The sequence below is a fragment of the Paraburkholderia tropica genome (assembly GCF_014171495.1).
Taxonomy (GTDB): Bacteria; Pseudomonadota; Gammaproteobacteria; order Burkholderiales; family Burkholderiaceae; genus Paraburkholderia; species Paraburkholderia tropica.
Genome location: NZ_CP049136.1, coordinates 782,648 through 794,674 on the forward strand (window position 1 = coordinate 782,648; position 12,027 = coordinate 794,674).

At 66.3% G+C, this 12,027-nt stretch carries 12 protein-coding genes and 1 pseudogene; 5 read left to right on the forward strand and 8 right to left on the reverse strand.

All coding sequences use genetic code 11. The features are described 5' to 3' along the window. The first annotated feature begins 72 nt into the window (after positions 1–72). Entirely contained in the window at positions 73–1,608 is a 1,536-nt protein-coding gene (locus G5S35_RS27025; protein WP_183039996.1) for an alkaline phosphatase family protein, read from the forward strand. 15 nt (positions 1,609–1,623) lie between these two features. Here G5S35_RS27025 and G5S35_RS27030 read toward each other — a convergent pair whose 3' ends face one another. From G5S35_RS27030 to G5S35_RS27045, 4 genes are all read right to left on the reverse strand, one after another. Continuing rightward, entirely contained in the window at positions 1,624–2,289 is a 666-nt protein-coding gene (locus G5S35_RS27030) for a septal ring lytic transglycosylase RlpA family protein (protein ID WP_237181741.1), read from the reverse strand. Positions 2,290–2,352: 63 nt separating this feature from the next. Then, on the reverse strand, positions 2,353–3,126 hold the full coding sequence (locus tag G5S35_RS27035; RefSeq protein WP_237181743.1) for a peptidoglycan DD-metalloendopeptidase family protein: 774 nt from the start codon (positions 3,124–3,126) through the stop codon (positions 2,353–2,355). A 154-nt stretch (positions 3,127–3,280) separates the two neighbouring features. Beyond that, positions 3,281–3,484 carry a hypothetical protein gene (locus G5S35_RS27040; protein WP_183039997.1) on the reverse strand — a complete coding sequence of 68 codons (204 nt, stop codon included), beginning with the start codon at positions 3,482–3,484 and terminating at the stop codon, positions 3,281–3,283. A gap of 211 nt (positions 3,485–3,695) precedes the next feature. After that, entirely contained in the window at positions 3,696–4,187 is a 492-nt protein-coding gene (locus G5S35_RS27045) for a flavodoxin family protein (RefSeq protein ID WP_183039998.1), read from the reverse strand. 98 nt (positions 4,188–4,285) lie between these two features. On the opposite strand from G5S35_RS27045, the gene G5S35_RS27050 reads away from it, so the two are divergent. The 3 genes from G5S35_RS27050 to G5S35_RS27060 all read left to right on the forward strand — a co-directional run bounded on the left by G5S35_RS27050 (position 4,286) and on the right by G5S35_RS27060 (position 6,309). Continuing rightward, complete coding sequence (locus G5S35_RS27050) at positions 4,286–4,810, forward strand: DUF1697 domain-containing protein (RefSeq protein ID WP_183039999.1); 525 nt, start codon at positions 4,286–4,288, stop codon at positions 4,808–4,810. A 98-nt stretch (positions 4,811–4,908) separates the two neighbouring features. Then, positions 4,909–5,574, forward strand: coding sequence for a DUF2278 family protein (locus G5S35_RS27055; RefSeq protein ID WP_065061559.1), 666 nt, complete (start codon positions 4,909–4,911; stop codon positions 5,572–5,574). A 198-nt stretch (positions 5,575–5,772) separates the two neighbouring features. Continuing rightward, positions 5,773–6,309 (forward strand): molybdopterin-dependent oxidoreductase, encoded by a 537-nt coding sequence (locus G5S35_RS27060; protein WP_183040000.1) that lies wholly within the window; start codon positions 5,773–5,775, stop codon positions 6,307–6,309. Positions 6,310–6,329: 20 nt separating this feature from the next. Here G5S35_RS27060 and G5S35_RS27065 read toward each other — a convergent pair whose 3' ends face one another. From G5S35_RS27065 to G5S35_RS27080, 4 genes and pseudogenes are all read right to left on the reverse strand, one after another. Further along, entirely contained in the window at positions 6,330–7,055 is a 726-nt protein-coding gene (locus G5S35_RS27065) for a copper homeostasis protein CutC (protein ID WP_065061557.1), read from the reverse strand. 42 nt (positions 7,056–7,097) lie between these two features. After that, positions 7,098–8,090, reverse strand: a complete 993-nt coding sequence (locus G5S35_RS27070) for an ROK family protein (protein ID WP_183040001.1) — start codon at positions 8,088–8,090, stop codon at positions 7,098–7,100. 165 nt (positions 8,091–8,255) lie between these two features. After that, positions 8,256–9,401 (reverse strand): annotated as a pseudogene (locus G5S35_RS27075) (cysteine desulfurase family protein); the annotation flags it as partial. Positions 9,402–9,570: 169 nt separating this feature from the next. Further along, positions 9,571–10,662 carry an aromatic acid exporter family protein gene (locus G5S35_RS27080; protein WP_183039481.1) on the reverse strand — a complete coding sequence of 364 codons (1,092 nt, stop codon included), beginning with the start codon at positions 10,660–10,662 and terminating at the stop codon, positions 9,571–9,573. A 346-nt stretch (positions 10,663–11,008) separates the two neighbouring features. Between G5S35_RS27080 and G5S35_RS27085 the strand changes: the two genes are divergently transcribed. Continuing rightward, positions 11,009–12,019, forward strand: a complete 1,011-nt coding sequence (locus tag G5S35_RS27085) for a glycosyltransferase family 2 protein (RefSeq protein ID WP_074981852.1) — start codon at positions 11,009–11,011, stop codon at positions 12,017–12,019. Positions 12,020–12,027 lie beyond the last annotated feature (8 nt).

Here is a 12,027-nt window from a genome sequence, read left to right on the forward strand (position 1 = left end):
GCGCCGCGCGGCCCGCGTCGCACCGCGCGAAAGCCGTGCTACGCTAGGCCTCTTCCTCAGCGGGAGACGTCCATGGCCGACATCGCACACGTGTTCGTCCTGATGATGGAGAACCGTTCCTTCGATCACGTCTTCGGGCTAGCGGGCCTCGAAGGCGTCGCGCCGCCGCCCGCTTCGTGGGGCTTCGCCGCGGGTGCGCCCGACCGCATCACGACCGACCCGCCGCACGAATTCGACGACGTGGCCGCGCAGATCGCGGGCACGCCGCCCATGAGCGGCTTCGCAAACGGGCCGAACGCGGCTGTTGCGATGCAGGGCTTCGGCGCGGGCGCGCTGCCCGTCGTGGACCAGCTCGCGCGCGAGTTCGTGCTGTTCGACAACTGGTTTTCGTCGATGCCCGGACCCACCTGGCCCAACCGCTTCTTCGCGCATGCGGCGTCGTCGGGCGGCCTCGCCAACAGTCCGGGCGGACTGACGAGCGCGGCCTCGGAAACCATCGACAGCCTCGGCTTTTCGTTCCAGAACGGCACGCTGTTCGCGCGCCTCGCCGCGAGCGGCAAGCGCTGGCGCGTCTATCACGCCGACGCCTTTCCGCAGGTGCTGGCCATCAAAGGCCTCGTGGGCGGCTTCTTTCACGGCGACACCTTCCGCACGATCCGACCCGGCAGCGCCGACGACGCCTTCCAGCAAGATCTCAACGACAGCAGCGGCTACGACATCGACTACACCTTCATCGAGCCGAGCTACGGACTGCTGAGCGCGAATTTCGCCGATGGCAATTCGCAGCATCCGGTCGGGTCGATGTCCTCGGGCGAGCGCTTCATCCAGTACGTGTACGAGACGATCCGCAACGCGCCGGCCGTCTGGGCGCGCAGCGCGCTGCTGGTGACGTGGGACGAACACGGCGGCTTTTTCGATCACGTGCCGCCGCCCGCCGCCGAGCCGCCGGGCGACGCCGATCTGAACAGCCATCGCGCCGCCGTGCCCAGCGAGTTCGCGTTCGACCGGCTGGGCGTGCGCGTGCCCGCGCTGCTGATTTCGCCGTGGGCGCCGCGCGGACGCACGGGCAGCGCGCTGTTTCCGCGCGCGGCGGGCGCGCCGCAGGACACGGCGTTCGACCATGCGTCGATCGTGCGCTCGGTGCGCGAGCTGTTCGGCCTTGGCGCGCCGTTGACGCAGCGCGACGCGACATCGCCTTCGTGGCTCGGCGCCTTGCTTGCCGCCCCGCGGGCAAGCGGCGACGACGGGCCCGCGCGGTTGAACGTAACCGGCGCGGCCGCTGCCACTGCGCCCTCGCCCGCCGACGCCGCCGCCCCCGCCGTGGCGCGCGCGCCGCTGGCCGGCGTGGCCACGCCCACGTTCAATCAGGTCAGCGGATTCGCGTCGATTGCGCACGCACTCGATCTGCAAATGGCCGAGGACACGAGCGACGTCCCCGCCATCGAGGATCCGTCGCTGTTCGGCGCGCGGCTGCGCGGGCAGTCGCCGGGCTCGGCCATGCCGCGCGCCGCCACGCCCGGACACCCGACCGCGCAAGCCGTGGCCGACTATGTCGCCTATATCGCGAAGCAGACCGACGCGCATCGGCGGCGAAGCGGACGTCGCTGAGCCGCGCGCAATGCGTCAGCGTGCGCGATCGACGCGATCGACGCGATAGCGCTTCGGCGGCGGCACGGGCTTCGCGCGGCGCGCCGGACGTTTGGCGCGCCGCGCGCCGGATTGCGCCGCGGCTTCCCGCGCCGCCACCGGCTCGATGCGCACACGCGCCGACCCCGCGCCCGAATAACCGAGCACGCGCGCCGCGCCGAACGACAGGTCGATCACGCGACCGCGCGCATACGGCCCGCGATCGTTGATGCGCACGACCACGGAGCGCCCCGTCGCGGGCAGCGTCACGCGCGCGAACGAGCCGAACGGCAGCGTGCGATGCGCCGCAGTCAATGCGTACATGTCGAAACGTTCGCCGTTCGCGGTGCGATGGCCATGGAATTCGCGTCCGTACCACGACGCGATGCCGGTCTGAAAGCGTCGCTGCGCGTGCCGCATGCGCTCGACATGCTGGCCGGATACCGCGTGGTGCGACGCGACACGCGTGTGCTTCTGCGCAGAGACTGCGTGCCCTTCGCGCGTCTCATGCCTGATCGGCGAAACCGGCGCGGGCTTGCGCGCCTGCGCCGTGCCCATCAACGCAACAAGCAGCGGCACCAGCGCGACGCGCCAACGCCGCGCGACGGGTGCGTTTTGGCCCCGCGCGCGCCCGAGCGCCACGGCAGACTGGATCTTCTTCAACGTGTTCCCGAGGGTCTGATTGTTCTTCCGCCCGCGCCTGGCAGGCGTGCAGCGTGCGCCCGGTCAGGGCTGCGTGAGCGGCCCCGAGCCGGCAGGCAGATGCGCGAGCGGGTCGACCGGCTTGCCGCCTTCGCGCATCTCGAACTGGAGCAGCGCTTGACCATCGGCGCGTGCCCCCATTTCGGCGATGGACGCGCCCTGCTGCACCGGATCGCCTTCCGCGACGAGCAGGCGGCGGTTGTTGCCGTACGCGGTCACATAGCCGTTCTCGTGCTTGACGATCACCATCAGCCCGTAAGCCTTGATGCTGTCGCCCGCATACACCACGCGCCCGGGCGCGGCGGCGCGAATCGGCGTGCCCGCATGACCGGCGATCTCGATCCCGCGTGCGCCATCGGCACCGAACTCGCGCACGATCACGCCGCTCACGGGCCACACGAAGCGACTGCTCGCGCTCGCCGACACCGCGCCCGCGGACGGCTGCGCTTGAGCCGACGCGCCGTCATGCCACGCACGCCAGTCCGGCGGCCCCATGCGCAGCGTCTGCCCGGCATGCAGCGGCGCGTTTTCCTCCAGGCTGTTCCATTGCGCGACGTCGCGCGCAGTGCGCCCGAAGGCGAACGCCACGCTCTGCAAGGTGTCGTTGGGCTTCACGCAGTAGTAGCCCGCGATCACGCCATGGCACGCGGACGCCGCGCCGCCGCGTTCGAAGTCGCCGTCGAACGCACAACCGGACAGCGTCGCGGCCGTGGTCACCGCCACGGTCGCTACCAGACCACTTGCCCACCCCGCGCCGCGTCCCGGCCTGACCATGAACGACCCCAGCCACGATTTCATTGATTCGTCATCCTATGTTTATCGGCAATGCAGGCGGCGCGTCGATTCGACGGAGGCCGCCACGCGGCCAGTCGAATGCGCAAGCGGCGCAAGTCCCGTTCGGGAGCCTGCGCCGCTGTGAAATGCGCCGCTTCAGGCGGCCATGACGTTGGCGTTAGTGCTGAAATGCCGGCGCCTGATCGAGCGGCTGTGCGCGATCGGCGGGCGATTGCATGGCGACGTCGCGGCGGGCGTGGTGCTTGCCGCTGTGCTTGTGGGCGTGCTTGTGATGATGGCCGGCGGACGCGGCGGATGCCGTCTGCGTGAAGGCAGCGGCGGAAACGAAAAGGGCGAGGCTGGCGATCAGGATGCGCTTCATGGTGTGACTCGATAAAACGGGATTAAGAAGGATCGAGAACCAACCAAGCGATTGGCCCTCGCCCGCAAAACGCCCACCTTATCGCCCAGTTGACGCCCCGCTCTCACACCTGACAATCCTTTACAACAATGCGCGAAACCCGACCATCTCTGCAAATTTCCCTTAAATTGCGGGGCCGTTTTGCGCGTCGCGGATGACCTTCGCGATCGCCTCAGAACACGCCGAGTGCGAGTCCCGCCGCCAGTCCTTCGCCGAGTTCGGCGCAGCGCGCGAGATCGTCGGGGCCGATGATCTTCGGCGCGAGAATGCGCTCCGGCGTTTGCGCGTGCGTGCACACGATCATTCCTTGCGCCACGGCTTTCAGCCGCCAGCCCGTCGCGATGCGTTCGATCTGGCGCAGCGCGTTTTGTCCGTCGCTGCCCGCGCAGATCATCGCGGCATAAGGACGCCCGCTTACGCGGTCGAGTGCCGCGTAATAGCAGCGATCGAAGAAGTCCTTCATCAGCCCGGACATCGATGCGAGATTCTCGGGCGTCGCGAACAGATAGCCGTCGGCGGCCAGGACATCGTTTGGAACGCTGGCGTCGGCGCGTTGCAGACGCACGTTCACGCCCGCCTGCGCACGCGCCGCGCGCGCGGCCGCTTCGGCCATCTGCTGCGTGCCGCCCGTCATCGAGTGATAGACGATCAATAGCGTTTTCATTGCGTCTTTGTGAGCCTGTTCGCTTCGCGAAATGCCGATGATACCGTGCGCGCCCGCGCCCACAGCGCGCGCCCGGCGCTTCGCAGTATTATCAGGCGATGCCTACCTCTACCTATGTCGCCCTGCTGCGCGCCGTGAATGTCGGCGGCACCGGCAAACTCGCCATGACCGAACTGCGCGCGATGTGCGAAGCGCTCGGTTTCGCCAACGTGCGCACCTATATCGCCAGCGGCAATGTCGTGTTCGACAGCCGCATCGCCGCATCGAGCGTGAAGAAGCAACTCGAAGCGAGCCTCGAGGCTTACGCGGGCAAACCCGTCGGCGTGCTGTTGCGCAACGCCGCCGAGATGGCGGCCATCGTCGCCGCCAATCCCTTCGCCGATGCGCCGCCCGATCGCACTGTCGCGATCTTTCTCGACACCGCGCCGCCCGCGAACCTGCTCGAAACGGCGCGCGGCCAGCAAGCGGAAAGCATCGTCGCGGGCAAGCGCGAAATCTACGTGCAGTATCCGGACGGCATTGGCCGCTCGAAGCTCAAACTGCCCGCTGCCGCCGACGGCACCGCGCGCAATATGAACACCGTCGCCACGCTCGCGCAATGGGCCAATCAGCGCGCCGAATAAAAATGAAAGCTCGCTGACGCCTTCGCGAAGCCGCGGTGCAGCACGGCTGTCACGCGTCTGTCTTATGATGAAACGCCATGCACCCGGAGATGCAGACGATGACGCTTCCCTACGGTTTCGCAAAAGGCAAGATCACTTCCGCGCCGCAACTCAAGCCCACGCAGCGGCCGCATGAAGTGCAGTATCACCTGCATTTCGGCCTCGATGTGGGCGGCGCGCAGTGGGATGTGGCGGTCAATGTCGGCACCACCGACGCCGACGACCTGCTCAAATACAAGCTGCTCTTCGATTTTCGCCACGCCATGTTGCAGACGCTGCAAGCCGATGCCTCGGGCGAGCAGAATCTCACGGGCCAGCACGCGCTGCCCGCGCTCGATTTCCAGCGCAGCGACTTTCTCGCCAACACCGGCGCATGGCGCAACAGCGACGTGATGGACGGCACCGATGCCGTCGAACCGGTCGCCACGCTCCAGCGTCTTTTGTTGCGCGCGCAACAATCCAGCTACGACGTTTATGTGTATGGCCGCTTCTACAGCGAAGGCAACGGCGTCCACGACGTGCACATGAATCAGGGATCGAAAGGCGAATTCATTCATCGCGCGGGCAACGACCGCAACGATCACAACGACATCTGGCAGGACGGCGCGCTGCTCGTCGACGTGGGCGCGCCGCAATGGGCGCTCTATGTGGCCGCGTTCGATCAGCAATATCTGCCGACCGACGATCTCGGCAATCCCACCGCGGACTCGAAACCGATCGCCTGAGCGGTCAGCGCGATTCAGCCCCGCCGCAAGATAAGCGCGGCAATATGCGCGACATGTCAGGCCGATCGTTGATACAGCGGCGCGGGCTATCGTAATATACGCGAAGTTATATCGACGCTTTGTCGATTTTTCCGGTCGATTTTCAGCCGATCCCCTGTCGATCGCCGTCAGGCCGCCGCGCGGCCCGGAGCCTCCACGATGAACCTCGCGCCCCACGCCGCTGCGGCCACTTCCACCGATCACACCGATCACACCGATCACACCGATCGCACCGATCCTGCCGACGAAGACGTCGTACTCACGCTCTCCGGCAGCGTGGTACGGCCTCAAACGCTCACGCTCGCAGCCTTGCGCGCGATGCCGAGCGTCACGTGCGCGCCCTTCGATCTGCGTTGCTACACCACGCAGCGGTTCATCCGCACGGTCGAGCCTTATCGCGGCGTGCTGCTGACGGCGTTGATCGAGCACGCGGGCCTGCACTACGAAGCGCCCGGCGACTTCAAGCGCATGATCTTTCTGGCCGTCGGCCATGACGGCTATGCCGTGCCGTTCACGTGGCACGAGCTGTTCAACTCGCCGGTGGGCGAGCAGGCCATCGTCGCCTATGAATGCGGCGGCCAGCCGCTCAGCGCCGCGGACGGCGCGCCCGTGCTGTTCTCCGGCGCGGACAGCGTGCCCGCGCCGCGCCATCTGAAGCGTCTCGCGCGCATCGAAACGCGCGTGCTTGCGCCTTGAACATGCCTTGAGCACGCCGCTCAGGCGAGCGCCGCCATCGCGTGCTTGAGGCCCATCACCGCGCGCGCCGACGTCATACTCCCGCGCTCCGGAAAGAAGCCAAGTTCGACGCCCTTGTGCTCGCCGTGCGCAAACACCGCGCGGCATGACGCGTGCACCTGCGTCGCGCCGCTCGCGCGCACGATGCCCGCCACGTTGAGCGCGTCGATGCCGCTGCCCGGCATGATGCCGATGCGGTTCGCCGCGTGCCGCACGAGGGCGTTCAGCGCGACGATGCCATCGGCCGCGCGCGCGGCGCCGCCCGAGGTCAGAATGCGTTCGAAGCCCAGCGCCACCGCTTCTTCGAGCGCGCGCGCCGGATCGGGCACGAGATCGAAGACGCGATGCAACGTGGTACCGAGCCCGCGCGCGCGTTCGCACAAGACGGCCAGCATCTGCACGTCGAGCTGACGATCGGCCCGCGCCGCGCCGAGCACGACGCCCGCGAGACCGGCCGCGCGCATGGCGTCGATATCGGCGAGCATGGCTTCCGTGTCGGCGGGCGACCACGCGAACGAGCGCGCGTGCGGCCGGATCATCGCGTAGACGGGAATCGGCGCGTGCGCCGCCGCCGCGATCAGGCCGGGCGTCGGCGTGAGGCCCCCCAGATCGAGCGCCGAACACAATTCAATCCGATCGGCGCCGCCCGCGACGGCGGCGTCGAGTCCGTCCACGCTGTCCACGCAGATTTCGAGCGTTATAGGCATCGGCGATCCTTGTTTCATGAGGTGAAAGAGCGTTGACGAGGCTTAGCGGTTTGAAGCCTGGCGCGCGAGCAGCGCCGCGCCGATCAGGCCGCCATCGGCGCTGAAACGGCCGGGCACCACGAGCGGTTCGTCGCGCCGATGCAGCACGTGCGAGCGGACCGCCTGATCGAGCCGCCCTATTAGCGCGGGCGAACCGGCGAGCCCGCCGCCCACCGTCACGCGCGACGCGCCCGTGACGTTGACCACGGCAGCCAGCGGATCCGCGACCAGTTCGAGCCAGACGCCGATCGTGCGCACGGCGGCGCGATCGGCGTGCGTCCAGGCATCGAGGATCGCGTGGCTGTCCAGCGCGGGTGTCGGCGAATCGGTGGTCGATGCCGCGTTCAGGAACACATGCAGCCGCTCGATCCCGCGCGCGCCGCCTATCGTATCGACACAACCGCGCTGACCGCAGCCGCACGCGAAGCGCGGCACGTACAGCGGCTCGGGCTCGCCTTCCGGCTGACATTGCGTGTTGACGATGGGACCGTGCCCCCACTCGCCCGTCACGCCGCCCGCGCCCTGTATCAGCTGTCCGTTCGCGACGAGGCCGCCGCCGACGCCCGTGCCGAGCACGGCGGAGAACACCACGCGATGACCGGCGCCCGCGCCGGCCACGGCTTCCGCGAGCGCGAGGCAGTCAGCGTCGTTCGCGGCGAACACCGGGCGGCCGAGCCGCGCGCCGAGTTCGCTCGCGAGCTTGCGGCCCGTGATACAGGGAATATTGGCGGAAAACGCGGTGCCGTCGGCGGGATCGACGAGGCCCGCAATCGATAGCGCGAGCGCCGCATCGGCGGCACCGTCGACATGCGCCGCGAGCATTGCACTCAACGTATCGACGAATTGAGTCCAGTCGCGCGCGGGCGTGGGCTGCTTCGCGAGCGCGACGAGTTCGCCCGCGTGCGTGCAGGCGGCGAGGCGGATGAACGAGCCGCCGATATCGGCGGTATAGAGCGTGCGCGCGCCCGCGAGTGCGGGCAGGGCGTGATCCGGCATGAAGGGCCTCTCGCAGCGCCGCCCGCGCGGCTTGCGCGCGCCGCGCCGGGCGATCCCGGCCGACGCCTGTGAGCGGCAGCCCTCACACTTTACGCGGCGCGCCGTGGTCGAAGCAAACGCGCCGCGTTCAGCGCCTCAGACCGCCGCCGGCGCTTCGCGGCGTTGCGCCGGCTGGCATTGCGTCACGACCTGGGCGAGACGGGCGATGGCGTGATCGACATCGGCTTCGGTCGTGTAGCGGCCGATGCTGAAACGCAGCGTGCGGCTCGCGGCGTCGGCGTCGAGACCGATCGCGCTCAGCACGTGCGAAGGCGCGCCCGATGCCGAGTTGCACGCCGACGTGGACGACACCGCCACATCCGCCGCCAGCATGAACGGGAAAAAGCCCGCGTGGCCAATCGTGAGACTCAGCGTATGCGCAATGCGGCGCGCCGCGCGCGCGTTCTGCGTGACGCCGTCGAGACGCAGCGCACCGTCGAGCAGACGCGCGGCCAGTTGCGCGATGCGCTGCGTATCGGCGTCCATGCGCTCGGCGGCCAGCGCGCACGCCGTGCCCATGCCGACGATCTGATGCGTCGCGAGCGTGCCCGAACGCAGTCCGCGCTCATGGCCGCCGCCGTGCATCTGCGCCGCGATGCGCGCGGCGGCTTCGCGGCGCACGTACAGCGCGCCGATGCCCTTCGGCCCATAGACCTTGTGCGCCGACATCGACAGCAGATCGATGCCGAGCGCGTTCACGTCGATCGGCGTCTTGCCGAGCGCCTGTGCGGCGTCTACGTGCAGCAGCGCGCCCGCCGCGTGCACGATCGGCGCGATGGCGGCAATGTCGGTCAACGTGCCGATCTCGTTGTTCACGAGCATCAGCGAAACGAGGCCCGTGTCGTCGCGCAACGCGGCCTGCACGGCGGCGGGCGTGATGTCGCCGTGCGCGTCGGGACGCACGAAGCTCGCTGTCATGCCGCGCTTTTCGAGGCTCGCGACGGTATCGAGAATCGCCTTGTGTTCGAGGCAGCTGGTGATCAGATGGCGACGGTCGGCGGCGTTATCCGCGTAGCCTTTCAAGGCGAGATTGTTCGATTCGGTCGCGCCCGAGGTCCAGACGATCTCGTCGGCGTGCGCGCCGATCAGCGCGGCCACCTGGGCACGCGCGGCTTCGACGAGCGAGCGCGCCTGCATGCCCGCCGCGTGCGAACTCGATGCCGGATTGCCAAACGCGCCTTCCATGCCGAGGCATTCGCTCATGGCGGCGATCACGCGCGGGTCGGCCGGCGTGGTCGCCGCGTAGTCGAAATAGTGCAGTTTTTCAGCCATTCTCGTGGTACTGGGAAGAGAGATTTCGAGACTCGAATGGCCATCCATGCTACGCGGCAGCGACGAGAAAATGATTCCAAATCGCTCGCCGATTTCGGGCAAACGCAGAATTATTTTTTCTTTCGTGCCAGATCGCACGCGTCTCGCGTGTCTTTAAAACGAAAAACGGTTAAACCGGCGCTTCGCCGAGATGCTCGGTATGCATGTCGCTCAGGCGGCACAGCAAAATGCCGTAGCCCGTGAGATGCCCGAGATACACGCTGGTGTAGATGCCTGCCGCGGGCAACGATTCGAACAGCGTCTGGAGCGTGGCAAGCCGCAGCGGCTTGTCGTCCAGTCCGGGCCGTTCGACTCGCAGATCGGCGACATCGGCGAGTTGCCGGTGCGCGGCAGCGAGCAAACCGAGCCCGCGCAGATATTCCGTTTTCCAGTGCCCGTCGAGCGCTTCGAATTGCGCATGAAACGTGTCGAACGTTTCGAGAAAATTAACCACCGAATCGAACAGTTCGTGATAACACCAGAACAGCGGCAGGCGCGAACGATTGCGCTGCAAATGCGGCGACACCCACGACTGCGCGAGATCCGCTTTCAATAGGTCGTGCGCCTCTTTCAGATTGCTGCTCGATTTGCGCAGCGCGGCCGTAAGCGACTTCAATTGCGTGCGGTCGAGTTTCTCTGCGGCGATTTGCGTGAGCAACGCCGTCGCTTGTTCATTGCCGTTATTCACGAGCGTATTCGCCCAAAAACCATGATCGGGCGGAAACACAATCTGCTGGATCACGAAACCGAGCAGCATGCCGAGCACCACGCCAATCAGGCGTTGTTCGAGCAGCGGAATATGTTCGCCGGTATAGAGCACGAGCGTCATGGGCACGGTGATGCTCGTCATCTGAAACACCGAGGGACGCAGACTCACGATCGCGAAGATCACGATCGGCAGCAGCAGCACGCCCAGCCATAAATGCGGCGCGGTCAGCCAGATCAGCAATGTGCCGATGGGCATGGCCACGAGATTCGAGGTCACGCGCTTGTAGAAATAACCGCGCGCGGCCGAAATCGAACTGCCGAGCGCCAGCGTGAGCATCGCCGAACCGGCGAGCGCGACGGCCGCGTCGGGATAACCGAAATGGTAGGGAATGGCAAAACCGATCCACAAGCCGAGCGTGAGCTTCGTGTACTTCGCCATTTCCGATAACGAAAAGCGCGCGAACGAGCGGCGTAACGGCGTTAAGGGTTTGTGGACGTATTGGGATGGCGTCATGGGTGTCGATCGGTACAGGCGATATCAGGATGCTAATCGAGCCGACGCATTTTCCGGCAGCCATTTACGCGATGACGTGGCGCTATTTTCCGGAGCCGCGCCGATGACCCGTGGTTATCTTCCAGTTAGCGCACCGCAAGCTTTTATTTGCACTGCACCATGCGTTTTTCTTCTTGAATCGTCTGACGAATTCGCGCAACGCCCGCCCAATCAGCGTTTTCCCGAATTCGCCAAGCTTGCGATTTATTTTCAATTTCTTTCGAGTTTTTATCCCTTACCGTCTTGCAAGTTGTTTGGCGTTCGCATTGCGAACCTCATTATGATTACTGAGCAATGGGGTAGGCCCATGACGATAAAAACCAAGGTCTCGATATGTCTGCCTACGTGCAATCGTCCCGATCTGTTGATTCGCTGCATTGAATCGTGTTTGCAGCAAACACATACAAACATCGAAATCGTGATTGGCGACGATTCGCAGGACGACCGTACGGCGGCTTTAATCGCCGCGCGTTACGGCCGAAATAAGCGCATCGCGTATCGGCGCAACACGCCTCCGCTCGGACAGGCGCGCAATGTCGCGAGTCTGTTCGCGCGCGCCACCGGCGAAAAGATTCTGCTGATTCACGACGACGATTTGCTGGTCGCAAACGGCATCGAAAGGCTGCTGGCGCAATGGACGCGTTATCCGGATCTACAGGTCGCGTTCGGCAATCAATATGAAGCCGATCATCGCGGACGCATCGATCTCGCAGGCAGCCGGCGGCTCAATCTCGCGTTTCATCGCACGCCCGCGGCGGCCGGTTTGCTGGCGCTGCCCGGACGCGCGGGCATCGTGCAGATGTTCCCGAACAACGGCTGGCTCGCCGACGCCGCGCTCGTCAAGCAGATCGGCTATGGCGGTCACGACGAAGTGTGCTGCGACTTCGTGTTCGGCACGCAGTTGTGTCTCGCGGCACGCAAGGTCTGTTACGTCGACGATTACGTGTCGGTCTATTGCAAGACAGACGTGTCGGTTTCGCAGGCCACGCGTCACACGCCGAATGCCGCTTCGCTCGCGGCCTGGCGTTTCGTGCAGGCGCTGGCCTTGCCGCCCGCACTCGAACCCGCGCGACGTATTGCTTTGCGGCGGCTCGTGCCGATCGTCGTGTCGCTGCATGCGCGCAATCGCGAGGCGCGTATCGGCCTGAAGCTCGCGCTGCGCAATCTGCGCGCGTATCGCTTCGGCTTGAGTCCGCGTCTCTACTATCACCTGCTGATGATCTGGCGCAGCGCGCGGCGCGTGAATCCAGCGTTGCCGTCGCTGGATTTCGACGCGAGCGAACAGCCCGTCGACATCACGCGCACGCGACTTCCTTAGGATGCCGA

What these genes read in the sequence shown, in the direction of transcription:
- G5S35_RS27025 (WP_183039996.1), top strand. Translation starts at nt 73, where the DNA reads ATGGCCGACATCGCACACGTGTTCGTCCTGATGATGGAGAACCGTTCC.
- G5S35_RS27035 (WP_237181743.1), bottom strand. Translation starts at nt 3,126, where the DNA reads ATGAAATCGTGGCTGGGGTCGTTCATGGTCAGGCCGGGACGCGGCGCG.
- G5S35_RS27040 (WP_183039997.1), bottom strand. Translation starts at nt 3,484, where the DNA reads ATGAAGCGCATCCTGATCGCCAGCCTCGCCCTTTTCGTTTCCGCCGCT.
- G5S35_RS27045 (WP_183039998.1), bottom strand. Translation starts at nt 4,187, where the DNA reads ATGAAAACGCTATTGATCGTCTATCACTCGATGACGGGCGGCACGCAG.
- G5S35_RS27050 (WP_183039999.1), top strand. Translation starts at nt 4,286, where the DNA reads ATGCCTACCTCTACCTATGTCGCCCTGCTGCGCGCCGTGAATGTCGGC.
- G5S35_RS27055 (WP_065061559.1), top strand. Translation starts at nt 4,909, where the DNA reads ATGACGCTTCCCTACGGTTTCGCAAAAGGCAAGATCACTTCCGCGCCG.
- G5S35_RS27060 (WP_183040000.1), top strand. Translation starts at nt 5,773, where the DNA reads ATGAACCTCGCGCCCCACGCCGCTGCGGCCACTTCCACCGATCACACC.
- G5S35_RS27065 (WP_065061557.1), bottom strand. Translation starts at nt 7,055, where the DNA reads ATGCCTATAACGCTCGAAATCTGCGTGGACAGCGTGGACGGACTCGAC.
- G5S35_RS27070 (WP_183040001.1), bottom strand. Translation starts at nt 8,090, where the DNA reads ATGCCGGATCACGCCCTGCCCGCACTCGCGGGCGCGCGCACGCTCTAT.
- G5S35_RS27080 (WP_183039481.1), bottom strand. Translation starts at nt 10,662, where the DNA reads ATGACGCCATCCCAATACGTCCACAAACCCTTAACGCCGTTACGCCGC.
- G5S35_RS27085 (WP_074981852.1), top strand. Translation starts at nt 11,009, where the DNA reads ATGACGATAAAAACCAAGGTCTCGATATGTCTGCCTACGTGCAATCGT.